Source organism: Echinicola rosea (assembly GCF_005281475.1).
GTDB lineage: Bacteria > Bacteroidota > Bacteroidia > Cytophagales > Cyclobacteriaceae > Echinicola > Echinicola rosea.
This window is the reverse complement of sequence record NZ_CP040106.1, coordinates 4,804,015-4,830,670: the sequence shown is the minus strand read 5'-3', so window position 1 is coordinate 4,830,670 and position 26,656 is coordinate 4,804,015. Positions and strand designations below refer to the sequence as shown.

Here is a 26,656-nt window from a genome sequence, read left to right as displayed (position 1 = left end):
GATGAACAAAAGAAATGTAGTAGGAATAGATATCGGTGGGTCTCACATTACCGCAGGACTGGTGGACCTGGATACGAACGTGTTGGATGAGGCCTCTTTGGTAAGAAGGGAGGTGGATTCTTCCGGTAGTGCAGGCTCTATTATCGATGAATGGAAAAGGGCCATAGAGGCCATTCCGGGATATTCCCTGCAGCACCTTAAGATCGGCATTGCGATGCCGGGGCCGTTTGATTACCCAAATGGTGTCTCACTGATCGAGCAGCAAGGCAAATACACCTCTTTGTATGGCTTGGAAGTGAAAAAAATGCTTGCAGAAGCTTTAGGCTGTGATACCGAAAGCATCCACTTCGAAAATGACGCTGCGTGCTTTTTGCAGGGTGAAGTGGCCAGTGGTGCCGCTAGATCATATGATCATGCCATCGGTCTGACGCTTGGGACGGGGCTGGGGAGTTCCCGGTATCATGGGGAATTTGCCGAAGATGCCGCGCTCTGGTGCAGTCCATTTAAAGGAAGTATAGTGGAGGACTATGTCTCTACGAGATGGTTTGTGGAAGCTTACCAGAAAAACACCGGTAGGGCTATAACTGAAGTCCGAGAGCTCACTGTAGAGCCAGAAAACAGGGCCTATGCAGCAGATATTTTCAAGGAATTTGGTGAAAATCTGGCGCGTTTTCTCATCGGTTTTATTAAAAAAGAATCCCCCCAGGTCATAGTACTTGGGGGGAATATTTCTAAAGCCGAAGAACTTTTCCTGCCCATTGTGAAGGAGGAACTTGACCGTGCAGGCCTCGATACGCCCATCAGAATTACTGAATTGGGAGAGCAGGCGGCCCTGATCGGCGCAGCATGTAGCTGGAAAGTCCAAAAGGAAGATTATAAGTAAATACTAAAAATGGGATTGCAAATCTCGAACATCTAGTGGATTATATGACCCTGCTAATGGATAGTTAGGATTGCAAATCCTTACCAGCGAGTCTGTGGACTATTGACTAAACATCAAACTGTGTCCCAAAAACTTAATTTACCATTCAACCCAATAACTCAAAAGCCCATGGCGTCAGTTAGCATTTCAAAAGAAACCGAAGATAATAATGTAGAATTTGATTCCGGTCAGCAATATTTGGGGCCATTGTTTTTGGTCACCATGCTGTTTTTTATGTGGGGATTTATCACCTGCATGAACGATATTTTGATTCCCCATTTACAGCAAGTATTCACCTTGCAAAACTGGCAGGCCATGCTGATCCAGACGGCTTTTTTTGGGGCTTACTTCTTTATTTCCCTAGGGTATTATTTGATCTCCATTACCAAAGGGGATCCGATTGGCAGAATAGGCTATAAAAACGGGATTATCCTGGGCTTGGTGATTTCCGCAGTGGGCTGTCTGTTTTTCTATCCAGCTGCCAGCTTGGTGAGTTTTGGTTTTTTTCTATTTGCCTTGTTTGTGTTGGCTTCGGGAATTACCATTTTGCAGATTGCGGCCAATCCCTACGTGACCATTTTGGGCAAGCCTTCTGGGGCTTCCAGTCGCCTGAACATGACCCAAGCCTTTAACTCACTGGGGACCACGATTGCGCCTTTGATCGGTGGTTACCTTATTTTTGGTACCATTGGAGAGGTAGATATCAGTGCTGACGCTGTAAAAATGCCTTATGTGGGCCTGGCTGTGACCTTATTGTTGATCGCCATGATTTTCAAAATGTTTAAATTGCCAGAAATTGGTTCCCAGGGAGTCATCATCTCAGATAGTGGAGCATTAAAGCATCGCCATCTTTTTCTGGGCATAGGGGCCATTTTTGCCTATGTAGGTGGTGAAGTAACGGTGGGAAGTAATTTGATCAATTTCGCCCGGTTACCGGAAATAGCCGGATTGGATGAAGCTGAAGCCAGCCATTACCTGGCACTCTTTTGGGGAGGAGCCATGGTAGGAAGGTTTTTTGGGGCGGTAGCATTGGCCGATTTCAAAAAGAACCTCAATCGTTTCCTGATCATTGGCGGGATTTCGGCAATATCATACGTGACCATTCATTATGTTTATGGAAGTGAAATGGCGCTTTACGCCTTGGCCTTTATCGGACTCAATATTTTGGTGATCATCATTGGCCAATTTATTCCCAACCGGACCCTGTGGCTCTTCGGTATCACGGGAATCGCGTTGCTGATCATTGGCCTACTGACCGACGGACAATTGGCACTCTGGTCTATCGTAGCCTTGGGATTGTTCAATTCCATCATGTTCCCCACGATCTTCTCATTGGCGATCAAAGGCCTTGGGAAATATACGGCACAGGCCTCCTCATTGCTCGTGATGGCCATTGTAGGTGGCGCAATTGTTCCGCTATTGCAAGGATTGATGGCTGACTTGACAGGAAGTGTCCAGCTATCCTTTATAGTGCCTTTGGCCTGTTATCTTTATATCGTATTTTATGGTGTGAAAGGGTATCGGGTAGAGGAGAGTTGAGTTTTGAGTAGGGAGTCTTGAGATTTGAGTCTTGAGACTTTCGATAGGGCTTCGGCTCCGCTCAGCCCCCGGATTAAGAAAGACACTTGTCGTCGACCAGCATTTGAAAATTCCCCCTTTTAGGGGGCGAGAGGTACCTACGGTTATGAAGAAAGAGTATATATAGCCTTTTTCTTACTTAATGTTAAGTACTGCAGCGTTTTTTATTACCTAAAGAATAGCAACCCAATGAAAAAAATACTATTAACAAGTCTTATGGGCTTCATGGCTTGGGGCGTCCAAGCGCAAGAAGACCTTAGCCAATACGTGGATCCGATGATCGGAACGGCCAAAATGGGACACACCTACCCAGGGGCGACGGTTCCGTTTGGTAGTGTCCAGCTCAGTCCTGATACGGATACGATTCCCTACGAGGTAAATGGCCGGTATAATCCGGAAGTGTACCGTTATTGTGCCGGCTACCAGTATGATGATGTGACGATTGTTGGCTTTAGCCATACACATTTTAGTGGCACGGGGCACTCCGACTTGGGCGATTTTTTAATGATGCCCACCAGTGGCCCTCTACAGCTTAATCCTGGTACAGAAACTGATCCTGACTCGGGTTATCGTTCGAGATTTTCCCATGATCGTGAGAATGCTTCCCCGGCCTATTACCAAGTGGAGCTGGACGATTATGGAATCAACGCAGAACTTACCGCCACTACAAGGGTAGGGGTGCACCGTTATACCTTTTCTGAAGGCGAAGATGCTCATGTGATCTTGGACCTTATGTCCGGAATTTACAATTATGATGACAAGAATGTCTGGACGTTTATGCGTGTCGAAAATGATACGCTGGTTACTGGATTTCGTGAGACTACAGGTTGGGCGAGGACCAGGAAAGTGTTTTTTGCGCTCTCCTTTGACAAGCCGATCGCCAAATATGGCAATCAAAAATATGATGATAAGCAGGCCTATCGAGGTTTTTGGGGGCGATTTAACGAATCAGAGAATTTTCCCGAAATCGCAGGAAGGAAGATCAGGGCATATTTTGATTTTGACCTAGAGGACGGTGATGAGCTAATCGCCAAGTTGGCTATATCACCTGTAAGCACGGAGGGAGCTATCAAAAACATGCAGGAAGAGACTCCAGGGTGGGACTTCGATGCCATTCATCAAGCAGGGGTAGATAGTTGGAACAAAGAATTGAACAAGGTGCAGGTAAGCACCATCCGAGACACGGATAAGGTAAATTTCTACACGGCCATGTACCATGCCTTTTTGGGGCCAACAGTCTATGGTGATGTGGACGGAAAATACCGCGGCTTGGACATGAATATACACGAGGCCGAAGGTTTTACCAATTACACCAGTTTTTCTCTATGGGATACCTACCGGGCATTGCATCCGCTGTTTAACGTGCTGCAGCCAGCTAGGAACCGTGATATGGTAAAATCGATGCTGGCGCATTTTGACCAGAGTGTCCATCCGATGTTGCCCATATGGTCACATTATGCCAATGAAAACTGGTGCATGATCGGCTATCACAGTGCCTCAGTCATTGCCGATGCGGTGGTCAAAGGAACGGTAACGTCCGACTTGGACCATGCCCTTAATGCTTCCGTCACCACGGCTAAGACCGCTTATTTTGATGGGATCGGAGCTTATATGGAGAAGGGCTATGTACCCGAGGACGTGAGTGGAGCATCTGTGTCCAAAACACTGGAATATGCCTATGACGATTGGGCGATCGCCCAGATGGCTACGAAAATAGGAAGGGAAGAAATTGCCCAAGAATTTGCGGATCGTGCAGGGAACTATAAAAATGTATTTGATCACCAATCAGGCTTTATGCGTCCCAAGCTGAAGAACGGAGCCTGGAAGCAAGGTTTCGATCCACTGGATACTCACGGTCAGGGTTTTATCGAAGGAAATGCCTGGAACTACAGCTTGTATGTACCGCATGCACCAAAGGAAATGATCGGTATGATGGGAGGGGATACGCGGTTTGTGGAGCATTTGGATTCCCTTTTCAGTATGGATTTGCCTGACAGGTATTTTGCCAATACCGAGGACATTTCCCGGGAGGGCATTATCGGAAATTACGTGCACGGTAACGAGCCGTCACACCATGTAGTGTACCTTTACAATTGGACGGATCAGGCTTGGAAGTCCCAGGACAAAATTCGGATGATCCTGAGGGCCATGTACCAAACCGGTGCCGATGGGCTTGGAGGAAACGATGACTTCGGCCAGATGAGTGCTTGGTACTTGTTCAGTGCATTGGGATTTTATCCCGTTGCGCCCGGGTCGGTGGACTATGCCTTGGGAAGTCCTCTCGTGAAAGAGGCGACAATTAACCTGGAAAATGGGAATACTTTTACCGTGGAAGCCCAAAATCAATCGGAGGAAAATGTGTATGTGAGCAAAGTGCTCCTCAATGGGGAAGTGCTGAGCGAGCCGTTTATTCAGCATGCCGATATTATAAAAGGGGGTAAATTGACATTTATTATGAAAAGAAGGCCGAATAAAAAGATTTTTTCCAAGGATTAATCTATAGCAATTCCTAATTTTAAGTGCAAATCTATTAAACCGTAGAACAATATGAAGATAGAAAAGAACGCTTCGAAGGAAGCCATTTTTAAGCAGATCAAAGACTGGTTGGATTTTAACGGATATGAAGTAGCCGCAGAGGATAGAGAAAGGCCTTGGGGCGGTTTCTTCGTGATTGAGGAAAGCCAGATTGCCAAATTCAGGTCACAGTTTTTTGCCAGCGTTGAGTTTTCAGAGGAGCAGTTGAAGCAAAAACTAAGTCCTAAAATCTTGATCGTAGGACCAGAAAAGCGCCTCTCTTGGCAATATCACCACAGAAGAGCCGAGATATGGAAATTGGTAGGCGGAGAAGGTGGCATCGTGACCAGCCCAACAGACGATGAAGGCGAGCTGCAACCATTGGTACTTGGAGAAGTAGTAGAACTGGCCAAAGGCGAGCGTCACCGCTTGGTAGGCATGGACAATTGGGGCGTAGTGGCCGAAATCTGGATGCACACCGACCCGTCCAACCCATCCAATGAAGAAGACATCGTCCGCGTACAGGATGACTTCCAGCGGAAATAAACGCTGTGAGAAAATAGATGTGAGATAAAAGACAGTAGATCGAATATTCTCAATAACCCCTTCAGGTTAAGCTGAAGGGGTTTTTCTTTTCCCTTCGTTTCTTAGAGAGACCAGTTTAGACACCGTCACTACAGGCTTGTCTAAAGCCAAACAGGGCGTCGGATGTGATTTATGGACAAGCGCTGGGGCAGTCTCGACAGTGTTTTGGCTGTAGGTGTGTAGGTGGTCAATAGCGGCAGTAAACAGGCTTACTTCTCATTTTCTGTAAAATTCCCAATCAACGAATAAATACCCCATTTAGGGTATTTTACAGCAAATAAATATTCGGTAATTTTCGAGAATATCCGATTTTTAGTCGAATGTAAACGTTTATAGCCGTTTGTAAACGGTTTATAGTGGATATAAAGGCGTTAGGCTTCATTAAAACAAGACAATGGGAATATTTAGCAGAAAAAAGAAAAAGGAAGAAAATTTTGATGACTTTCCTGCCATTGGAGGTTTAATGGTTTCTAAAATGGTATCCGAAGAGAAAAAGAAGCCACTATTTATGTATAGAGAAAAAAGAACTAGACCAGAAGATAGTGGTTGGAGAATTTTTTCAGGATATGAATCTCAAGAATATACTGCTAATCCAAACAATACTGGAATTAATAACCCATCAACAATTTTGAAAATTGACTCTAGTATAAAAGAGCTCTTATTAAAAGGTGTCGGTTCCGTTTTCGAAAGAGAATCCGAAAAATCAAATTGGTATGAAGTGGATGATTATAAATTGGAAGATGATTATTTGACCAAGCACAGATTGACTGAAAATTGGACTCTTGAAATAAATAATCTGTTTGAACGAGTTAAGGAGGAAAGTGGGGATTTACTTTACACAACTGGAGATAAATCTTTAAGAATAGCGATATGGAATGAAGAAGGGAAAAAGCGTGAACAGATTTGTGATGAACACCAATTACAAATTGAAAATCGAGACCAGTCTGCTTCAAAAACATTGGATACCTACGATTTTTCTGATCATAAAATCAAAAGAATTGGGTATGAAATTAAGGAACAGGATTGAAATAAAAATTATAATGTGATTTATGCCTTTTCCATTGTAGACGAACAAATTCTTCAAATGGTCTTTTATTTTGATGATGAAAAGGATAAAAATTGGGCTGTTGAAACTTGGAAGAAAATAAAAACTAAATAAAAACGAAAGCCTAACAATGGCTAAAAAATCATAGCTGCCCTGCGGGACAGCAACGCTTTTTAGCCGGGACGCTAACAACCATTTAACCCCCTCATAATGCTGAATAACCTTTTCTTTTCGATGTTAATATTAACATTTTTATGTAGTTGTCAGAAAGAACAAAAAAGTTCATATAAAACTGCGGAGTTTCAAGAAGGTTTTCCTGAAATTTTAAAACCTATTGAAAAGGATTTACCCCTTAAAATTTTAAGCCATTCCATTTTAGAATCTACTAATGATTCAATCGACATTTATGTTGGATATCTTAAGCAGGGAAAACAATCAGGAAATTGGATTGCACTAGCTTCAAACAACCAATTAAAACAATTTACCACCGTTAATTTTAAACAAGGTTCAGAAAATTCACAAGAGAATGATATTGACATAGCGTTTGATAATTCCACACGTAGAGTGTCTTTAAGAATAAAAGAATTAGATACAACAGCGAATAAAATTATTTATTCTTGGCTTGATCAAGCCGATTTAACCGACTCGTTGACTGTTCTGACAATCGACAAACCTTTACTTAAGGGGAACATATTTCCTTCTATTGAACTAACAGATATTAACGGAGAGGAATTCAATTTAGATAACCTCAACGGGCAAACTATTGTTGTTAATTGGTGGGCTGTTTGGTGTGCACCTTGTAGAAAAGAAATTCCAGGATTGAATAAACTAGTCAGCAAATATTCGGATAAAGATGTAAAGTTTGTATCAATAACCGATGACTCAAAAGATAAAGTATCTGGTTTTTTAGAAAAAAATAAATTTGAGTATGATATAACTTTCATTTCAGAAAAGGACAGGGTTTTATTTGGTAATTCCTACCCAAAAAACATTATAATTGACAGTAATAAAAAGATAACTTTTTACAAAGAAGGAGGAAATGAAATTGTTTGGCAAGAAATAGACCAACACTTAACGGAAATGAATATTATTGAATAAGAAAGCTGCCTAATATCCAAGCATTTAGGGCCTGTAAGCTTCCCATTATTAAGCACCACAAAATTAGACAGGGGTCACCAAAACCCTTTGTACCTTAGTGTCTTCGTGGCGAAAGATAAATTTGCCAAGGATACCGTCACTGGGAGCTTGTCTGGATCCAAAGGCAGGCCAGTAAGCTTCTTTATTTTGACCAACTCAAAATCAAATAGGTAGTCTAATCCTTCCCAATTACCTCCTCGCCACCTTCTCCTTTTCGAGCAGTCCAATAATATATTTCCCGATTTTGTGGCCTTGTTTGACGCCTACCTCGATGGCGTCGCGGTAGTGGATGCCGCCGTAGAGCCGGGAAATGGCCGCTTCATCAGATGCTTGTAGGAAGGAGTTGAACTTCCTTGCGGGAAGGCCAAAATATTCTTCAGATGTATCCGTATAGGTGAAGTTATCCCCAAAATAGTAGGTGAGGAGCGTGGCACTCGTACGGGAAATCACGCTGTGTCCACTGGTGTATTCGGGAAAAGGCGGCGTTTGGAGTATCGGTCGCCATTTTGGGTCGATATGACGGTTGATGACCGTCTCTGGCCGGATCCGGTCGCTGTCATACTTTTCTTCCCAGCAGCTGATAAAGGCATCGTGGAGGCCTGTGGAAAGGAGCGCATGTACTTCCACTGCTTCAGCAAAGGTGATGTCAGCTTTTTTGCAGGCGATGCCGGTGATGTTTACCCAGTGGCCTCCCGGGCTTATTTTTTTGAGTCCAATGGCCATATGCCCGCTGTAGGAAACCATAAAGGGATTGCAGTCCCAAAAATTGGCAATCAGCCGCTTTTCGTTGTTCAGCACCTGTGTGGTATCGTACACCTCCTTGGTCAGCTTGTAAAAAACACTGGTGCTGTCCATGGAGTAGGGGACAGGTGGAGCTGGTTTAAATTGCGCTAGCTCGGAAAGGTAAAAGGGGCGGATGGTCTTCCATTCCGGATCGATGGCACCAAGGTATGCGGGGGGAGTGGGGTACCAAGTGCCGGGCTCATTGGAGGGGGAATAGCGTGGTAGGGCACTGAGTTTACCATAGCCGTCACTTTTGCCGTAGGCCAATACTTGATGGGCAATGCTGTCTGCGTAGGCAATACTATTTTGAAGCTTTTTGGCCGTGATCCACTTGTTGGTTTTGTATCGGCTGATGAGGTTTTGTTGTGCGGAAACTAAGCTGATTCCGGAGGGCATTATCCCTTTGCCCACACTGAGCATACTGTAAATGGCCGCAAAAGTACTGTCGATATCCGCAGCGGCCGGATAGCGAATGGTGAGGGGAACGATAAAAACCTGCTGCAGGGGTGTTTCTATCCTGACCGACTGGTTCAGGGCAGTATAGGCACCTAATGTAATATAGGCATAAAACCGTGCGGCTCCGGTGGGAGAAGTGACGTCAGAAACCATGATTTTAGTGGTTTCGAATAAATTTTCCACGTATAAATTGACTTTTTGTTGTCGGCTTTGGCCTTTAGCCATAAATGGAAGCTGAAATAGCAGCAGCGCCACGAGTAGGGTATAGCAAGAAAGAGTAGTGTGGTTTCTCATGGTAGTTTACTTTACTTTTTTGTAGGCCACGATGCCTTGGTTGTTCAGGCCAAAAAGCAGAAAATCTCCTTCAGGCAAGCGAATGGGAAGGATGGACTTGATATCCCCTTTGATGGTGAGCCCAGACTGGTTTTGGGGCAAGTAACTGAAATGACCGTTGCCATCACCCAAAAACACCTGTCCATAATTCGCGTCCATTGCACCGATTCGAAGCCGGGTAAACGTTTGGTTTCCGCCAAGGATAAAATCCAATGTTCCATTTTCATCAAAATCCATCACCTCAATGCTGTAAACAGGCGCAAATTGCGCTTCAATCGGCAGGGAATGGATCGTGAAGGTGTTGCCCGTGTTTTCAAGATACAGTGTCTTGAGTTCATTGACGGTAAGTCTATCGGCCGATTCCAATTGTGACTTGGTCAAAATGTCCTCAATCTTCGCCTTGGAATAGGATTCATAATCGGTAAACTTGCTGCGCATGCCGTACAGCTGGTCCAGCAGCTCATCGCGGCTAGCAAATGGATAGGCCTCGCCTTGCACGTACCTCACCATCAGCGGGTCAATGGAACCGTTTTCGTCAAAATCGCCATAGTACAAAGTGATGGGATGTTCTTTGGAGGCTTTCAGTTGTGAGTTTAATCCGTAATTTCCCAGGATCAGGTCGTCATCTCCGTCCCCATCAAAATCGCCTTTGGCCAGGCTGTTCCAGAGGCCATGAGGTGAACTCGCGAGCCATTGGGATGTTTGGTTGATCAGTTGTTTGCCATGTTGGTTGATAAAAACCTGAACGGACATACATTCACCTACAATGATAAGATCGCTGAACCGATCGCCATTGAGGTCTGTCCAAGCCGCGTCGGTTACCATTCCCAGATTGCTGATGTCCGGGGCGAGGATAGAAGTGGCGTCGGTAAATGTTCCGGTTCCGTCATTTATAAGCAGGTAGCTATTGGGAATCTCCGGGTATTTTCCTGGGACGATCCGCCCGCCTACGAACAGGTCTGGAAATCCATCTTGGTTGATATCGGCACTCTTGACCACGGCTGTGCTTGTCAGCATTTTTGGCAATGCTTCCGGATTTTGGAGCAGCTTTCCTGTGCCATCATTAAGGTAAAGTCGGTCCTGTAGTGCCTCGTCCTTGGGGGTATAGTTATGGTACCCGCCGCTGGCCAAGTACAGATCAGGATGGCCGTCCTGATTGGCATCCAGAAAGAGGGCATCGGCGTCTGTATATTCTTCGCCTGTTACGATGGCGGATGTGGGGGTGAGGTGGCCAGTGGTATCGGCTTTAAAAAGTTTTCCAGGATTACCTTTAGTGCCTCCGATATATAATAGCGTGCTACCGTCCACCGCATTCGTGGCGGCCAGCTTAGGGCCTAGGTAACTGGGCATTTCCGTTAAAAGCGGTTGTCGCTTGAAGTCATTGTATCCTTTTTCCTTGTGATGGTATTGTACCGGAGATGGGGCTGATTCGTAGTAAGCCGCGACTGTGCGAGGCATTTTTCTGCTTTCCATTGGGGTAGCCTGGGATTCAGAGAGCAGGATGGTCTGGTTAGCAGAGATCGCTTGTAAGGTTTGGGTTTTGCCGGAAGGCCACAAGACCCGCAGAGAATCCACTTTTTCACTGCCCCCCAATCCAAAGTGCAAGGTATAGCTGATCGATGACTGAAAGCCTCTTGTAGGCATTTGTTCGAGTATCAGCGCACGGTGTTCGGTGAAAACGGTTACTTGGCTGCCAATGCCGTAGGTGTTCTTGCCTTCGCCTTTAAGTGTTACCTTCAGGAAATTTCCTTTGGTGCCAGGATTGGAGGTGTTTTGGTAAATGGAGGCAAAGTCGTTTAGATTATTTACCACCAAATCTAGCCGTCCATCGTTGTTGAGATCTGCATAAGCAGCCCCGTTGGAGAAGCCGTGCTTGGCCAGGCCCCATTCTTCAGAGACGTCCCTGAAGGTCAAGTCACCCTTGTTTTGGAAGGCGTAATTGGGGAGGGGAGTGGAAGTCATGGAAGTGACCAGTTCTAGCGTGTCTGCTTTTTCACGATTGATGGCCTTTTGGAAATAATAATCCCCTTTGTATTTGAGGAAATCACGGTTGGTATAATCCCTGTAGTAGCCATTGGTGATGTAGAGGTCTTTGTATCCATCGTTGTTGGCATCAAAGAAAAGGGAAGACCAACTCCAATCTGTATTGGAAATACCCGCCAATTGGCCAATTTCACTGAAGGTGCTATTGCCGTTATTTACCTGCAGCATGTTTCGCATATTTTGGTGGTGGAAGCCTTCTGAGACCATCAATCCGTAATGTTCGTAATTCTCCGGGCCATAGAGGAGCTTTTGGCGTTTGTTGTCTTCTGGTAACATGTCCAAGGTGAAGATGTCCTTCATGCCGTCATTGTTGATGTCAGCAATGTCCAGGCCCATGCTGAAATGACTGATGTGTTGTAGTTTCTCGGCGAGTTTTTCAGAAAAAGTGCCGTCTTGGTTATTGATATAGAGGTAATCATGCTCCACATAATCATTTGAAATGTAAAGGTCAGGCCAGCCGTCGTCATTGATGTCCGAAGCAATAATGCCCAGGCCGAAGCCCAGTGAATTCCCGATGATGCCAGCAGCTTCACTGATGTCTGTAAAAGTGCCGCTGTCATTTCTGTAGAGACGATCCCCTGCAGTGGGATGACGGTCGGTTTTGGCTGCTGCAAACTCCAGTTCATGAATGACTTCAATGTTATGATTGAGTAAAAACATGTCCAGGTCACCATCCTTGTCAAAATCAAAGAAAAGTGCCTGGGTACTGTTTGAGGCATCGTCCAAGCCGTATTGGGATGCCTTTTCTGAAAAACTGAGATCACCATTGTTAATGTAAAGCTCATTTTGTCGGCTTTTGGCATCTCCATCTCCAGAATAGCAAACGTAGATGTCCAAAAATCCATCAGCATTGATATCGGCCATGGTGACGCCAGTGGTCCAACTGTCCTTTCCCCTTATACCGGCTTTCTTGCTGATATCCTTGAAATTGAAGTTTCCTTCGTTATGGTAAAGGACATTGTCCACCATGTTTCCCGTAAAGAAAATATCGTCCAGCCCGTCATTATCGAGATCACCCACTGCCACACCGCCACCATTGTAGAAGTATTCGTAGGTCAGGATGTTGTGGTGTGCATCCTCTGTGATTTCATTTTTGAATGCAATCCCACTCTTTTTGGGCTTCTTTTCTTGAAAGAAAACAGGATAGGGAACGTCCTGTGCATGGACGTTTTTTCCAATTAAAAAAAGGGTTATAAAAAGGAATATAGCCGTATATCGTTTTCCAAACATTTTATATTGTAAGTGGTTGAATATTTATGTGAATTAAGCATGTATAATATAAAAGGATAATTTGTTATTTCAATGGTTTGGGCAAAGAACAGTTCGGTCCTTGCAAAACACTAAACGTGGTGGACCTGAGGCATATCAAGGCTTCCGTACCGGCCATAGCCGTTAGGCTAGCACATGTAAGTTGTTGAAAATCTATATCCTTATTGATGGTTGAGCTCCTCACAAATGGCTTAGAGGCATTTTAAATTTCCATTATTCCGATTCGGGATCACAAATCCCGAACAGCTAAAATCCAGGTAAAAAAGTATTGTCTATCCAAGGGCACCCCCCAAAAAAAATCTTAGTGCCTTAGCGTCTTTGTGGCGATAAAAACATTGTGATGTAGGTCATTACAAATACCATACTCTGTCATCCGCAATACAAATTCGGATTAGGTGGGTGGGAGTTAGCGACGGACCAGTCCCAAAAATCTTAGTGCCTTAGTGTCTTCGTGGCGATAAAAACATTGTGATGTAGGTCATTACAAATACCATACTCTGTCATCCGCAATACAAATTCGGATTAGGTGGGTGGAAGTAAGCGACGGACCAGCTCCCAAAAACCTTAGAGCCTTAGCGTCTTCGTGGCCAAAAAACCTTGCGGATCTTTTAAAGATAGGAAAGCAGTCATAAAAATGAGAAAAAGCTGTCCCATTCATATATCCACTTATGAAACAGCCTGTTTTTTTCAGGTTATTTCGGGGAATGATGAGACAGCTTTTTTATTTGACGATATTGGCTACGTGGGCTTCTGCTTCTGTCATCAGCGCAGCAGCTCCCATGATGGCCGAGTCATCAAACGAAGAGGTGTAAATGGTCAGGTTTTCACTGATGGAAGCATAAGGAAAAGTCTTTACCGTTTCCTCTATCCCCTTGGAGAAATAAGGAAATGCCTTTCTAATGGATCCACCAATTACAATTGCTTCAGGAGCAAAGGTAAACAGTATATACTTGATCAGATTTCCGATATGTGTACCGTATTCATAAAACAGGTCTAATGCTTCCTGATCTCCGCTGGCAGCTTTGGCGGCCAGCTTTTTTGCAGTGGTATGGTGGAGTTTCCTGAAGAACTTACTACTGCAGTAGTTCTCAAAATTACTGTCCAGGTAAGGCACACCTCCCCATTCACCGGCTCCGCACAGAAATCCCGGATAGAGTTCACCATTGGTGATGACACCGGTGCCGATCCCTGTCCCTAACGTAATCCCCACGATGTGCCTGTGCTTATTGGCTCCCCCAAACTTATATTCACCGAGGGCAAAACAGTTTGCATCGTTATTGATATAGACGGGTTTGTCAAGTGCTTTTTCCAAGTAACCTTTAAGGGCTACCTTGGTGAAAGCAGGAATATTCTCTAGGTTATAAACGATGCCTTTATCAGCATCCACCAAACCGGGAATGCCTATGCCTATTCCATCTATCTCATGGGAAAAATAGGAAGCGATAAAGTCAGCGATGGTCGATAGTATTACTTCTTGGGGCTCTTGCGAAGGTGTGGAGATCTCTCGCTTTTCGATCAGTTCCCCATCCTTCATAATACCGGCATTGATAGAAGTCCCTCCAATATCAAGTCCCAGAATCAGCCGATTTTTTTTCATGTATCTACGTTTAAAAACCAAAGATATCCGCAGGCAGGTACGCCCACGGATACCTTAATAATTATCAGGCGCAAGGTTTAATACCTGAGTTTAGATCATCCCTTCAATGGATTTTTCCAATTCTCTGGCATGGGCGATAAATTCTTCCACATTCATGTCCTTGAAGAAAATCAGGCCGTGGCTTGCCCTTACCTTAGCCATGTCGTGCTGATAGAAATAATCTTTTCCAAGCAGCAACTGCACGTCGTTCAGTTGATTTACCCATGTACGCTTGGCGATGGTACTGAATTTACCATTGTGGGCATAGCTTGGGAATGATGCATTCACCTGGCTGAGGTAGCAATTGGCAAATGAATCTTCCATAACGGAGAGGTCTCCCAATGAAACCGGTACGATGACATTGGATTCTGCCGCTTCAAACTTAAACCATACGTTTCTGTAACCGATGATGCGGAGATCACTCAGGTCTTTTTCTTTGCTCCACTGTCTTACCGCTTCGGCAGTTGCCTGAAGTACTTTGTAGTGGGTGTCGGGACCGCTTCCTTCCGGGTCCAGCGTCAAGCTGATTTTGGTTGGATTGATTTCGCGGAACATCTCCACGATCGGCTCCACATCACGTTTCTTGTCCGGCTGCTCGGTGAATATATCTCCGGTGTAGAAGCCCAGTCTCAGGTGATGTACATTTCTTACTTTCACGCCAAAGTGCGCCCAAACCAATTCTTCCTCAAACTCCCGGATCATGCCCTTCAGTTTCTGGATTTTTGGTGGGTTTTTCTCGCCGTCGTAAGAATTCTTAAGGATGCTGATCACATCATTAATGGTCTCACGAAGCTTTTGGTTGTTTTTGACTTCAAATACTTCTACCACAGCCCTTACCACACGGTGGCAAAGTCCTCTTTTTTGTTGTTCAGGATCTTCTGATGCTACATTGGTAAGGTAGTGGTACACATCCTTGTCCATTTTTAGCTTATAGCCTGTCTGAAAGAAGTCCTCATAATTGACCATTTGGATTTGGTCTGCATCCAACAGCTTCTTGGTGTAGAGCAAGGTGTCGATCACAAAGGTGTTGGTCACTGCTGTAAAGCCAGAAGTCAATACGGAGAAATGGGCTTCGTTGGTCTTCTCACTCAGTTGGTTCGTGATATGGGGCAAAATCCCCAAGGAAATATCATCGTGGTGAGGTCCGGTATGAAGAAGCACTTCATTTTCTTCTTTCTCAATTCCCCTGTTTAGCTTATCGATGGTGCTTTGGATGACAGAAGCTACCGTTTTTTCAGAAAGATTGGGAATAAGTGAAGTATATGGATCGTTTTTGAGGTCTTCCAATTTAAGCCTACTGGCATACTTGCCCAACTTCTTACATAGCTCAAGGATGGATTTTTCGGTCTTGGCCTGTGTCCATTCGCCTGTTTTGTAATAGCTGTTGATGCTGTCAGTCAGTTTGGAAGCGCCACCTTTGGTCAGGTAAAAACGGCCATTTTTCAATTTTTGGAGTACCGTGGCCGGGTGGATATTGGTCAGGTCTGTTTCCAACGAATCTTTTACGATCTGTGCCTTGGCTTCGCCAGCGGCAATGATGATGCCCACCGCTTCGGGATTGTACACGATGGAGTCTAGCCCGATGGTGATGACGAGTCGGTTGGCAGATACCTCTATGCCTCCCAGGTCACCCGCCGCTACGGCTTGTGTTTCGAAATTGGTCTCTGTCAGCCTTGTAGTGGAGAAAATGTCAGAACCCCTGGTGTTAAAAGCAATATGTCCATCGGGGCCAATGCCGCCCAAGAAGAAGCCTATTCCGCCCTTTTCCCTGATTTTTTGCTCATATTCGCCGCACCATTTGTCGATCAGGAAGATAGACTCCTGCTGCAGTTTTTCTTGTTTGTTCGAGGCTTCTCTAAATCGAAGGGAAAGGTCCACCTTAAGGTCTGGGAATATTTCAGAAAAGTGTTTGCCTTCGGCCAATGGAATATCATCGGAATTGATCAGCAATGCTTTTTCTGGATCCAGGCCAAACCCATCAATGTAAAACTTGTTTACATAATGGTAGAAGCTATTGTGCTGGGAAGAGGAAATTGGATAAAACTCATCGATCTGTACAAAATGCAAGTCTTTAAGAACCGGCTTTTTGAGATCGCTCATCCCATACTGTTCACGGATTTGCTTGCCTTTTTTGCTATCCCAATTCTCAAGCAGAAATTGGGTCCATTTGATGAAAAACTCAGGAGTTTTGCCAGTTGGTAAGCTGATCACCCCGTCAGGGTTGTGGGCAGCCCACTCCAGGAACCTACATGCCGTCAATAACCCAAGCTTTGGGAAATTGTCCACAGTCAGGTAAGGGATCTTGGTGGTGATCTCCTTCACGCCTGACTCTTTTAAGAAACATTCTTCTACTTCCGATAAAGGATAGTTGCTTAGCATATTAAAATTGTTTTTTATGTTAATGCTATGGTCAAAATGATCCTTGGGCATACAGGTTTCCTGCTGCCGGGATCAGTTTATGATATCTTCAAATATATTTTCTATTACTACGGCCACGCCTCCCAATAGGCCTACTTCCTTGCCCAGCTTGTACAGGGTCAGCTCTGACTTTTCACGGGACTTGGCCATGCTGAAGATGTTCAGCGCCTGCTGGATCGGCGTGATCAGGTATTGCTGTGCCTCTGCCACGCTGCCACCCACGATGATCAAATCCGGATTGAGCAATTGGATGAGGATCGAAATCCCTCGTCCCAAGTCCAGCCCCACGTCAGACAGGATGGTGATGGCCCTTTGGTCACCTGCAAGCGCCGCATCGACGATGAGGGACGGATCAATGCCCTCTCCTCGCTCCCTGGCCATTCGGCTTAGGATGGAATCACTATCTTTTTCGATGGCTTCCTCTGCCATCCTTACCATGGCCGTCCCGGAAGCCACGGCTTCCAGGCAACCTTTTTTGCCGCAGGTACAGGAGATCTCACGGGACTCGAAGATAGGGGAGTGGCTGAATTCACCTGCAAATCCTGCTCCACCCCTGTAGAGCTTTCCGTCAATGATGATCCCAAGACCAATTCCCCAGCCCACGAAGATGCCGAGTACGTTATTGTATTTTTGATCCTGGCTAAACTTGAATTCGGCCAATGTCATGGCTCGGGCATCATTCTCTATGAATACTTTTCTGTCAAAACGTGCTTCGAAGTTTTCGACCAGGCTTTTCTTGCCAAATTTCAAGTAGGTGTGGTTTACACCATTTACTGAGTCCACCAGGCCTGGCATGGACATGCCAATCGCAATAATCTTTTCATTTGGAATCCCAGACTCTTGCATATAGGTTTCCATGAAATCACCTATTTTGTCAAACGTGGACTTTTCATTGTTTAAGGTGATTTTGAACGTGCCGATTTCTGTGACCGCTTTGTTGCCACTGTCATAGATGGCTGCACGGACCGCAAACTTGCTAATATCAAGTGCTAAGACATAAAAGGAATCTTGCGCTAACCTGTAGAGGTCTGGCTTTCGGCCACCTTGCGACTCTGCGCGGCCTTGTTTGACAAGTTTTCCAGCCTTGATCAGATCAGTCAGTAATGAGTTTACCGTAGGCAGACTGATGCCCACTTCATTACAAATCTCGCTTGCAGTGTTGCTGCCATTGGTATAGAGATTTTTAATGATCTTGATTTTGTTGAGGTAGTTTTTGATTTCCACTACCCCTTCTTTTTCGTCTAGGCTCTTTTTTGGATCGATTAAATTCATGTGTGTTTTATTTATTAGGGTATTCAAATAAACAAAATATGCCTCAATATAAAAAATACTTTTATAAAAAAATTAAAAAAGATTTATGTGTTTATGTTAAAATATTGATTGGTGCGCGTTCTTATCGGAGAGATTGTTAAGAAATGTACTCAAATAATAGTGGAAAACGAAGAAGAAAAGTCCTTGGTAAACGAAGTGTGGAATGAAAAATGAAAATTTTGAAAATTAAAACAAATGGAAAAGGGAAGGCCCACTTTAGTTTTATGGGGGCAAGTGAAAAGTGGGGCTTTTGCTCAATGATCCATCCCGGAACACTTGTAAAGTATCAGGTTCAGGTATGTGGTATATGGACGTACAGTCCCCGTTTGCATCCATCGGATACAGCTGCGGGGTGCCGATTATGTCATCCGTATTCCCGACCCAAAAGTACAAAACCCTGCTCCGAAAAGTTGAATAACAGGGTTGTTGTCTTTTAGCTATGATAAATCGCGGTGGTGCGTTGCTATTCAAAATTTTGAAAGGGAAGGTCTGGATCGGGGAGTTTATCCGGAACGATTTCATCATCCTTGTAGGTGATGATCTCCGCTAATTTGCCGGATCTGGTGTAGTAGTTCCATCGACCTTCTTTATTGCCATCTTCCATGCTGCCGGAAGAAGCTATTTTTCCATTGTCATGGTAATAGGTCCATTTTCCCGTCTGTTTGCCAAACGCATAGGTGCCTTCGGATTCCTTGGTGCCATTGACATAATAGGTGTAGCGGGTGCCTTCACCGTCTTTAAGGGTTCCTTTGTCCAAGGTGTTTTTGCCATCATAGGAATGGTACTCGCTTACGTTCATCAGCCTGCCATTGCTCCAATACTCTTCTTGGGTGAGTTTTTTATTGTCATAGAAAAGCCCCCATGTACCTTCTTCAAATCCATAAAAGTAGCTGCCGACGGATTTGAGCTGGCCACCGTCATAATAATAGAACCATTGGCCATGTTCGGAGCCCAGTTCATATTCACCTTCTGCGATAAGGATGCCTATTTTATTGAAATATTTCCAAAGCCCTGTTTTTACTCCATTTTTGTATTCACCAATAGAATAAAGCTGTCCGTCGGTGTAATAGCTTTTCCAAAGTCCTGTTTTTACTCCTCCGGAATACTGCCCCCGTACGGAAGCTTCACCATCTTCATGATTCTCTTGGTATTCCCCAACAGGCATTCCAAGTTCATAGGTTTTGCGTTTGGCGAGGTTTTTATTGGGGAAATACTCTTCCCAAGTGCCTACTGGAATATCATTTTCGTAGCGTTCCACCCTGGCTAGCCTTCGGTTTTCATAATAATATTTCCAGGTGCCAGTTTTATGGCCGTTTTTATCGTATTCTTCCTCCGAAGAGACTGTTTTGGTTCCGGGAAAATAGGTCGTCCACCGGCCTGTCTTCTTCCCGTTTTTGTACTCACCGGTTTGCTCCACCACATTGTCGATCGAGTAGCGGGTAAATGTCCCGTCGGGTTCTCCTTCCACATAATTGACCTCAATGACGAGTTGGCCTTCACGGCTATACTCAAGGTAAGGGCCGTGGAGATCTCCTTCTTTGTAGGTGCTTTTAATGGCCAGCTGACCACTTTCGTAATAAGAAAGCCATTCACCATCGATCATTCCGTTTTTGAACTGGCCTTCTCGTTTTCTCCTTTTGGAGGGGTTAAAACCATAAAGGGCTACACTTGCACCATAATATTCCTTATACTCTCCTACAGATACACTGTCCTTATAGGTGGCATCTACCAGTAGGTAGCCTTCTTTATCAAATTCCTTGAAGGGACCTGTGAGTTTTCCGCTGCGGTACTCCGCCACGATATGCTTGGTGCCGTTGGGATGGTAAGTGGTCCAAGTGCCATCTTTTTTTCCTGCTTTTAGATAGCCTTCCTCCAGCAGTTTATCCGTTTTGGGAGAGCTTAGTTGCCATAACCCTTCCATCTTGCCATCCACGACTACACCAGATGCTACCACTGATGAGTCGGCATTGTATATTTGTACAGCTTTTTTTTGCGAATAGGTCAGGGTGGTACTCGCCAAAAGACAACATATTATAAAAAGATATTTCATTAGCGTTATAAGGCGTTTCTGATCGGTTTTTGTATGAGGGGTTTACGTTTTCTGTTCTTTTCTTGTTTCTAAATTAGAATTAATTCTTCAAAAATAACGATTAGACATGGTGAAACTTCTTCATGGCATGCCATTCAGCGATAATGTGTTCATGAAGCTTTTCGATGTCGGTATGAAAAGGGATATGCTTTACCAATTGCAGGTGGCGGAATCGTTTGACATGATGGGGAAGATCGTCGTAAAGGAGGGACGAGGTGTGTCGGTGATGCTTCACGATACCGGTATAATCCCAGGGAGAACCCGTAAGGCAGGCCTCAAATCCATGGTCGGTATAGTTTTTAAAAACATGTGATTTTGGCAGCTGGTCGCTACCAAAGAACACCAGGATAAAGAGTCCATGTCCCCACCAGTTGAGAAAGCGTATGTTAAGCCCTTCTTTTTTGTCAAAATTCCTCACCAGGTCCAGCACTTGGTAAGGACAATGTTGCAATTCGTTGCCTTTGGTGATTTTTTTGCCTTTGGGGTGGGGATGGAAGATCGCCAGTTCTTGGTCGGGGATGTAGTTGGCAATTGCAGAAAACAGCGAGACGAATTGCGCTTTGAGCCGGTGGATGGCAAAAAACAGTTTTTCGTCTTGAAGTATATTAGTGTTGATCGCTTTCTCTTCCATGATCGTTCGTTTACCAGTAGAGCAATACCGATCCCCAGGCAAAACCACTTCCAAATGCCGCCAGACATAATAGATCACCTTCTTTGATCTTACCTTGCTCCCAAGCATCGCTCATGGCAAGTGGAATGGTGGCGGCAGTTGTATTGCCATAATGTTGGATGTTATTGAATACTTTTTCGTCCGGCAAGCCAAATTTTTGTTGTATAAATTGGCTAATTCTCAAGTTTGCCTGATGAGGGATGAGGAGATCCAGCTCATCGACCGTTTTATGATTGGCGGCAAGGGCTTCCTGAATGACTTCATGAAAGCGTACCACGGCATGTTTGAAGACCACATTGCCATTCATCTGCATTCTAAAACTGTCATGATCTACCATTTCTGGTGAAAGTCTCACCTCACGGCTACTGCCGGGATCTTTTAGGTACAGTTCCTCTGCATAGTCACCGTCGGCATGCAGGTGGCTGGAGAGGATTCCTTGATGATCGCCCTCGGCGGCTTGTATGATCGCCGCGCCAGCACCATCGGCAAAGATGACTGCATTGGATCTTCCAGCGGTACTTTTGTCCAGTGCGGAGGATTGGATTTCGGCACCGACCAGTAAGATGGTCTTGTACATGCCCGTTTTGATAAACTGATCCGCGACCGAAAGCCCGTATATAAAGCCAGAACAAGCATTTCTGATATCCAAGGCACCGATGCCCTGAAGGCCCAGTTCCCGCTGCAGCAATACACCATTGCCGGGAGCAAAATAATCGGGTGTGCTGGTCGCAAAAATGATGAAGTCAATGTCTTTAAGGTCGATGCCTGCACGTTTGGCAGCCATTATGGTGGCTTTGGTGGACATGTTGGCCACTGTGTCCACCCCAGGTGTAAACCATCGCCTTTCCTTGATTCCTGTCCTTTCGGTGATCCATTGGTCGTTGGTGTCCATCATCTTGGTGAGATCGTCATTGGTGACGATATTTTCGGGAACATAATGACCTACACCGATTATTTTGGATTTTTTCATGATCAATTCTGGTTAATAGCTACCATAAGTCTTTTTTATATACCATCTTTTATCGCAGCAGTGAGTACAAATATGCACCATCTTTAGCAAAATTTCATGAAGAATTTAAATTATCGGGTGCCGCCAGGTTTAGGGAGAGCACCTAAGCAGGATAGAAACAAACACAAGGAAAAGCTAACCGGATCCAAATGATTTGGCCGGTTAACCAAACAGCGTATAATTGCCAAACTGGTCCATTGGCCCTGTTTTTTTGAGGAGGAATTCAGCGTCCACACTGATTTGATTGACCATTTGGGAGACGGTGTAAGCGGTCATACTATCGGCTTCCGGACCGTGCAATGTAGCCAGCAGCTGGTCCATCCCTTTGAATTTGTCCAGCCAGATTTTTTCTTGCTCCCGTCCTAATATTACCGGCATCCGGTCACCAAAATCCTGATGCATGGCATCCGCTTCTGTGGTAAGTAAGGAAAAAGTGTGGTTTACCTTGCCGGATTCGTTTTCAAATTCCTCCCATATTCCTGCAAAGCTAAACAGCCGGCGGTCATGGAAAGTGATGCGGTAGGGGATTTTGGTTTTCTTGCCCACTTTTTTCCACATGTAATAGCCGTCGGCGGGTATGATACACCTCCTTCTTTGGAAGGCTGATTTGCTGGAAGCTTTCAGGTGGACCGTTTCTGCTTTTGTGTTAATGTATTTGAGGGAAACAGGTTTGTTTTTGGAAAATTCCGGAGTCACTCCCCAATAAAAATGTGAAAATCCCCGTGGACTATCCGAAGTGATCAAGGGCAGAAGCTGCGTAGGGGCAATGTTATACCGGGGTTGGAAATTATCCAACATCTCTGCTTCAAATCTGTTTTCCAAATCTTGTTTGGTCGTGGCTAAAGAGTATCGTTCACACATGGTGGTCAGTGGGAGTTTTTGGTAAATTAGTCATCGGAATCGATAAATTCAAATGCCCGGTTTTCAGACCAGTAGATTTCTTTTCTTTTTCGGGGTGTGAAGCCGACATGTCCGCCGATCTCAGGAAATTCCATAAAGACTTTTTCCAAGGAATGGGCTTTCTCCACGGGAAAGCATTTTTCGCTTAAGAAGGGATCATTTTTGGCATTTAGAATGAGCGTAGGGATGGTGATTCCATCCAAAAAGTAAAGTGAAGAGCATTGGTCATAATAATGATCGGCATCCCTGAAGCCATGCATGGGGCCGGTAAATTTATCGTCAAATTCCTTGAGGGTCTTTATTTTATACAGCCCTTCTATGGATAGCTCATCAGGAAACATAAGTGCTTTCTGCCGAACTTTTACTTTGAGGGTTTTTAAGAAGCGGTTGGAATAGATCAGGTTTTCCTTATTGCTGATTTTGGTACAACTGCTTTTGAGGTGAAGTGGAGCGGATATGGCGACGGCTTTTTTTATTTTCGAGCTTTTGGGAAGGGGCTCACCGAGGTATTTTAAAGTGAGGTTTCCTCCTAGGCTAAAGCCGATCAGATAGATTTGGGCATATTTTCCCTCAGCATGGTCAATGACCGTCTGCAGGTCATATGTGGCGCCAGAATGATAGAAAAAAGGCCTGATATTGAGTTCGCCACTGCATCCTCGGAAGTTCCAGGTGAGGACATCATATTTATTTTGAAAAAAATGTTTGGCCATTCCCCGCATGTAAGGTCTTCTGCTGTCCCCCTCCAGACCATGACAGATAATGACAAGTTTTTTACTATCTTGGCATAACCAATCCAGATCGAGAAAGTCCCCATCAGGAGTGGTAATTCTTTCTCTATCAAAGGGTAATGAAAGGTGCTTTCGGAATAGTGCGGGAAAGATGGTTTGCAAATGACCATTGAACAGGACAGACGGTCCGGAATACGTGGTGTTGGTAATCAAAGGCATTTTAGAAAGAATCGAAACGTTTTCATGATTTGCAGTCATGAAATTACCATTATTAAATTTGAATAAAGATATTTTAAGAACTATTTTTGACTTGCGTAAAATTGAACAGGATATAGAAAACTTATGGCCGAAGTAATAAGAATGCCCAAAATGAGCGACACCATGGAAGAAGGGGTGATCGCAGCTTGGTTAAAGAAAGTAGGAGACGATGTAAAAGCTGGGGATATCCTGGCAGAAGTAGAAACCGACAAAGCCACCATGGAGCTGGAGTCTTATGATGAAGGAGTGTTGCTGCACATTGGAGTGGAGGAAAAAGACGCTGTCCCTGTGAATGGTGTAATCGCCATTATCGGTGAAAAAGGTGAAGACATCGATGAGCTGCTCAAAGAAGTAGAAGGTGGAGGTTCTGGAGATTCAGGCGCTGATAAAGAAGAATCCAAGGAAGAGAAAAAAGAAGAGACAACTTCTGAAAGCAGCAGCGAGAGTAGTGCTGCCGAAGAAATCGATACATCTGATGTCAATGCCAACTTGATCACCATGCCCAAAATGAGTGATACCATGCAGGAGGGAACGATTGCATCTTGGCTGAAAAAAGTAGGTGACGAAGTGAAGTCAGGTGACATCCTGGCAGAAGTGGAAACCGATAAGGCGACCATGGAGCTGGAGTCATATGATGACGGTGTGCTGCTGCACATCGGTGTCGAGGAAGGAGATAGTGTGCCGATCGATGGCGTCATTGCAGTGATTGGTGAAAAAGGTGCCGATTATGAAAAACTTCTGAAGGCACACGAGCAGAAGTCCAGTGGTAGCGGCAGCGGCGAAGAGAAACCTGCAGCCAAGGAAGAAAAGAAGGAAGAACCTAAGGCAGCGTCTAAGCCAGCACCTAAGAAAGAAGAAGCTTCACAAAAGACCACTTCTTCCAGCAGTACCACTGATACCGGAAGGATCAAAGCTTCTCCTTTGGCCAAGAAATTGGCAGAGGACAAAGGAGTGGATATTGCATTGGTCAAAGGATCCGGCGAAGGCGGACGAATCATCAAACGTGATGTTGAGAGTTTTGACCCTGCCACTGCACAAGCTGCTGCCCAATCCGGTGCGGCCGCTCCAGCAGCAGTAGGTCAGGAATCCTACACAGAGGAGAAGGTTTCCCAAATGAGGAAAACCATTGCCAAGCGATTGGCAGAGAGCAAGTTCAGTGCGCCGCACTTCTACCTGACCATGGAGATCAACATGGATAAGGCGATCGAAGCACGGAAGAGCATGAATGAAATTGCCCCAGTGAAGATCTCATTCAACGATATGGTGATCAAAGCGGTAGCCGCTTCGCTGAAACAACATCCAAAAGTAAATTCCAGCTGGCTAGGAGATAAGATCCGATACAATGACCACGTGCACATCGGTATGGCCGTGGCTGTAGAGGAAGGGCTTTTGGTGCCAGTGATTCGTTTTGCTGACAGTAAGACCCTAAGCCAGATCTCCCAAGAAGCCAAAAGCTTGGGTGGAAAAGCCAAAAACAAAGAGCTTCAGCCTAAAGACTGGGAAGGAAACACCTTTACCATTTCAAACCTTGGAATGTTTGGCATTGAAGAATTTACAGCCATTGTGAATCCGCCAGATGCTTGTATCCTTGCCGTGGGAGGTATCAAGGAGACAGTAGTCGTGAAAGACGGACAGATGCAAGTAGGTAATGTGATGAAAGTAACCTTGTCATGTGACCATAGAGTAGTGGATGGAGCTGTAGGATCTGGTTTCCTCAAGACGCTTAAAGGATTGTTGGAAGATCCTGTAAGAATCCTGATTTAAGCTAACCTAACAGCACATTGATGCTGGTAAAATATGTCAAAAAGTCCTGTTCGGTGTATTCCTGACAGGGCTTTTTCTTTTAGTATGGTTTTTGCCAAATTGGGATGAACATGAGTGTCAAGGTTAACCTGTCCAGACGAACGATAAAAAAACATTATTTACTTGAAGGTGAAATGTAAAACAAACCAGTAGGTAGGTTATTAGTGGGAGTGATGTTGGAATTTCACTTGGCTTTTGCCACGCTGTCATTTGGCTCCCGAAACATTACAGCCTTTCAACTATACAACATTAAAAATCATGGAAAAACTAAGATCTACCACAGTAGTGGCCATTAAGCATAACGGAGAAGTAGTCATCGGCGCAGACGGTCAAGCGACTCTGGGAAATACCGTGGCCAAGAGCAGTGTCAATAAAGTGCGAAAACTGCAAGGAGGTAAGATTGTTACCGGTTTTGCAGGCTCTACGGCGGATGCTTTTACGCTATTGGAGAAATTCGAAGAGAAGTTAGGAGCTTATGGAAACAATATGAAAAGGGCCGCGGTGGAACTGGCCAAGGAATGGAGAACAGACAGGATGCTGAGCAAATTGGAAGCGATGATGATCGTGGCGGATGCGGAAGATGTCCTCATCATTTCCGGTACAGGTGATGTAATCGAGCCGGATATGGGGATCGCTACGATAGGATCAGGAAGCATGTATGCACAATCAGCGGCCAGGGCGCTGAAGAAATTCGGGACGCAGCTTTCTGCAGAAGAGATGGTAAGGGAAAGTCTTAACATCGCTGCGGATATCTGCATCTATACCAACCACAACCTGGTGATCGAAAAAGTAACTGGTTAAACCCGGAATATGCATTAGCCTATCTACGCCACGGCGCACAGGTGTTGCGACCTGATCCGCCGCGGCGGACAAAATCAGTCGTTTCACTTTTGTTTTCGGCATTAGCGTAGCACCGCTACGCTAATGCCTCCAAACTAACTGATTTTCTTGCACTTTCAGCTCTCACTCCGATTCCCAACGCATAATCCGGGTTAAATTGAATCCATCATCGGAAATGCGATTAAAGGGGAGGCAGGTAAGAGGTTCCTTCGTCCCCCTTTCATAACATTTACCTGAGTTCTAGCATGGATGTGCCTCCCCTCCAAGGCTAGCTCTCGGGCACAATGTGCCATAGGAGCGGTATGATTGCCCCAATTAATAAAGAGATT

18 protein-coding genes are annotated in these 26,656 nt (G+C 44.9%); 8 read left to right on the top strand and 10 right to left on the bottom strand.

The window, feature by feature from the left end:
* Window position 1: 1 nt before the first annotated feature.
* From FDP09_RS18880 to FDP09_RS18855, 6 genes are all read left to right on the top strand, one after another.
* On the top strand, window positions 2-883 hold the full coding sequence (locus FDP09_RS18880; RefSeq protein ID WP_137404145.1) for an ROK family protein: 882 nt from the start codon (window positions 2-4) through the stop codon (window positions 881-883).
* A gap of 168 nt (window positions 884-1,051) precedes the next feature.
* Window positions 1,052-2,461, top strand: a complete 1,410-nt coding sequence (locus tag FDP09_RS18875; protein ID WP_137404144.1) for a sugar MFS transporter — start codon at window positions 1,052-1,054, stop codon at window positions 2,459-2,461.
* A gap of 228 nt (window positions 2,462-2,689) precedes the next feature.
* Complete coding sequence (locus FDP09_RS18870; protein WP_137404143.1) at window positions 2,690-4,996, top strand: GH92 family glycosyl hydrolase; 2,307 nt, start codon at window positions 2,690-2,692, stop codon at window positions 4,994-4,996.
* A 51-nt stretch (window positions 4,997-5,047) separates the two neighbouring features.
* On the top strand, window positions 5,048-5,560 hold the full coding sequence (locus FDP09_RS18865; RefSeq protein ID WP_137404142.1) for a cupin domain-containing protein: 513 nt from the start codon (window positions 5,048-5,050) through the stop codon (window positions 5,558-5,560).
* A 433-nt stretch (window positions 5,561-5,993) separates the two neighbouring features.
* The gene (locus FDP09_RS18860; RefSeq protein ID WP_137404141.1) at window positions 5,994-6,626 is read left to right on the top strand and encodes a DUF2185 domain-containing protein; all 633 of its coding nucleotides are present in this window, start codon (window positions 5,994-5,996) and stop codon (window positions 6,624-6,626) included.
* A 252-nt stretch (window positions 6,627-6,878) separates the two neighbouring features.
* Window positions 6,879-7,742, top strand: coding sequence for a TlpA family protein disulfide reductase (locus tag FDP09_RS18855; protein WP_187328712.1), 864 nt, complete (start codon window positions 6,879-6,881; stop codon window positions 7,740-7,742).
* Between the two features lie 228 nt (window positions 7,743-7,970).
* On the opposite strand, the gene FDP09_RS18850 is transcribed toward FDP09_RS18855, so the two are convergent.
* The 10 genes from FDP09_RS18850 to FDP09_RS18805 all read right to left on the bottom strand — a co-directional run bounded on the left by FDP09_RS18850 (window position 7,971) and on the right by FDP09_RS18805 (window position 23,645).
* Window positions 7,971-9,314, bottom strand: coding sequence for a vanadium-dependent haloperoxidase (locus tag FDP09_RS18850; protein ID WP_137404139.1), 1,344 nt, complete (start codon window positions 9,312-9,314; stop codon window positions 7,971-7,973).
* Window positions 9,315-9,320: 6 nt separating this feature from the next.
* The gene (locus FDP09_RS18845; RefSeq protein WP_137404138.1) at window positions 9,321-12,626 is read right to left on the bottom strand and encodes a VCBS repeat-containing protein; all 3,306 of its coding nucleotides are present in this window, start codon (window positions 12,624-12,626) and stop codon (window positions 9,321-9,323) included.
* 760 nt (window positions 12,627-13,386) lie between these two features.
* Entirely contained in the window at window positions 13,387-14,262 is an 876-nt protein-coding gene (locus FDP09_RS18840; protein WP_137404137.1) for an ROK family protein, read from the bottom strand.
* A gap of 90 nt (window positions 14,263-14,352) precedes the next feature.
* Window positions 14,353-16,680: a PIG-L family deacetylase gene (locus FDP09_RS18835; RefSeq protein ID WP_137404136.1), complete on the bottom strand. Its 2,328-nt coding sequence runs from the start codon at window positions 16,678-16,680 to the stop codon at window positions 14,353-14,355.
* 72 nt (window positions 16,681-16,752) lie between these two features.
* Window positions 16,753-17,991, bottom strand: a complete 1,239-nt coding sequence (locus FDP09_RS18830) for an ROK family transcriptional regulator (RefSeq protein ID WP_137404135.1) — start codon at window positions 17,989-17,991, stop codon at window positions 16,753-16,755.
* Between the two features lie 502 nt (window positions 17,992-18,493).
* Entirely contained in the window at window positions 18,494-20,080 is a 1,587-nt protein-coding gene (locus FDP09_RS18825) for a toxin-antitoxin system YwqK family antitoxin (protein ID WP_187328711.1), read from the bottom strand.
* A 100-nt stretch (window positions 20,081-20,180) separates the two neighbouring features.
* Window positions 20,181-20,750, bottom strand: a complete 570-nt coding sequence (locus FDP09_RS18820) for a hypothetical protein (RefSeq protein ID WP_137404134.1) — start codon at window positions 20,748-20,750, stop codon at window positions 20,181-20,183.
* 10 nt (window positions 20,751-20,760) lie between these two features.
* On the bottom strand, window positions 20,761-21,759 hold the full coding sequence (locus FDP09_RS18815) for a 3-oxoacyl-ACP synthase III family protein (RefSeq protein WP_137404133.1): 999 nt from the start codon (window positions 21,757-21,759) through the stop codon (window positions 20,761-20,763).
* Window positions 21,760-21,960: 201 nt separating this feature from the next.
* Complete coding sequence (locus tag FDP09_RS18810) at window positions 21,961-22,659, bottom strand: SOS response-associated peptidase (RefSeq protein WP_137404132.1); 699 nt, start codon at window positions 22,657-22,659, stop codon at window positions 21,961-21,963.
* A 26-nt stretch (window positions 22,660-22,685) separates the two neighbouring features.
* Window positions 22,686-23,645, bottom strand: coding sequence for a YheT family hydrolase (locus FDP09_RS18805; protein WP_137405093.1), 960 nt, complete (start codon window positions 23,643-23,645; stop codon window positions 22,686-22,688).
* 123 nt (window positions 23,646-23,768) lie between these two features.
* Between FDP09_RS18805 and FDP09_RS18800 the strand changes: the two genes are divergently transcribed.
* Both FDP09_RS18800 and hslV read left to right on the top strand, forming a co-directional pair.
* Window positions 23,769-25,448, top strand: a complete 1,680-nt coding sequence (locus FDP09_RS18800) for a pyruvate dehydrogenase complex dihydrolipoamide acetyltransferase (RefSeq protein WP_137404131.1) — start codon at window positions 23,769-23,771, stop codon at window positions 25,446-25,448.
* A 297-nt stretch (window positions 25,449-25,745) separates the two neighbouring features.
* Complete coding sequence (gene hslV / locus FDP09_RS18795) at window positions 25,746-26,288, top strand: ATP-dependent protease subunit HslV (RefSeq protein WP_137404130.1); 543 nt, start codon at window positions 25,746-25,748, stop codon at window positions 26,286-26,288.
* Window positions 26,289-26,656 lie beyond the last annotated feature (368 nt).

What these genes read in the sequence shown, in the direction of transcription:
- FDP09_RS18805 (WP_137405093.1), bottom strand. Translation starts at nt 23,645, where the DNA reads ATGCCTTTGATTACCAACACCACGTATTCCGGACCGTCTGTCCTGTTC.
- FDP09_RS18825 (WP_187328711.1), bottom strand. Translation starts at nt 20,080, where the DNA reads ATGAAATATCTTTTTATAATATGTTGTCTTTTGGCGAGTACCACCCTG.
- FDP09_RS18835 (WP_137404136.1), bottom strand. Translation starts at nt 16,680, where the DNA reads ATGCTAAGCAACTATCCTTTATCGGAAGTAGAAGAATGTTTCTTAAAA.
- FDP09_RS18800 (WP_137404131.1), top strand. Translation starts at nt 23,769, where the DNA reads ATGGCCGAAGTAATAAGAATGCCCAAAATGAGCGACACCATGGAAGAA.
- FDP09_RS18830 (WP_137404135.1), bottom strand. Translation starts at nt 17,991, where the DNA reads ATGAATTTAATCGATCCAAAAAAGAGCCTAGACGAAAAAGAAGGGGTA.
- FDP09_RS18860 (WP_137404141.1), top strand. Translation starts at nt 5,994, where the DNA reads ATGGGAATATTTAGCAGAAAAAAGAAAAAGGAAGAAAATTTTGATGAC.
- FDP09_RS18820 (WP_137404134.1), bottom strand. Translation starts at nt 20,750, where the DNA reads ATGGAAGAGAAAGCGATCAACACTAATATACTTCAAGACGAAAAACTG.
- FDP09_RS18840 (WP_137404137.1), bottom strand. Translation starts at nt 14,262, where the DNA reads ATGAAAAAAAATCGGCTGATTCTGGGACTTGATATTGGAGGGACTTCT.
- FDP09_RS18875 (WP_137404144.1), top strand. Translation starts at nt 1,052, where the DNA reads ATGGCGTCAGTTAGCATTTCAAAAGAAACCGAAGATAATAATGTAGAA.
- FDP09_RS18865 (WP_137404142.1), top strand. Translation starts at nt 5,048, where the DNA reads ATGAAGATAGAAAAGAACGCTTCGAAGGAAGCCATTTTTAAGCAGATC.
- FDP09_RS18810 (WP_137404132.1), bottom strand. Translation starts at nt 22,659, where the DNA reads ATGTGTGAACGATACTCTTTAGCCACGACCAAACAAGATTTGGAAAAC.
- FDP09_RS18845 (WP_137404138.1), bottom strand. Translation starts at nt 12,626, where the DNA reads ATGTTTGGAAAACGATATACGGCTATATTCCTTTTTATAACCCTTTTT.
- FDP09_RS18855 (WP_187328712.1), top strand. Translation starts at nt 6,879, where the DNA reads ATGTTAATATTAACATTTTTATGTAGTTGTCAGAAAGAACAAAAAAGT.
- FDP09_RS18850 (WP_137404139.1), bottom strand. Translation starts at nt 9,314, where the DNA reads ATGAGAAACCACACTACTCTTTCTTGCTATACCCTACTCGTGGCGCTG.
- FDP09_RS18880 (WP_137404145.1), top strand. Translation starts at nt 2, where the DNA reads ATGAACAAAAGAAATGTAGTAGGAATAGATATCGGTGGGTCTCACATT.
- hslV (WP_137404130.1), top strand. Translation starts at nt 25,746, where the DNA reads ATGGAAAAACTAAGATCTACCACAGTAGTGGCCATTAAGCATAACGGA.
- FDP09_RS18815 (WP_137404133.1), bottom strand. Translation starts at nt 21,759, where the DNA reads ATGAAAAAATCCAAAATAATCGGTGTAGGTCATTATGTTCCCGAAAAT.
- FDP09_RS18870 (WP_137404143.1), top strand. Translation starts at nt 2,690, where the DNA reads ATGAAAAAAATACTATTAACAAGTCTTATGGGCTTCATGGCTTGGGGC.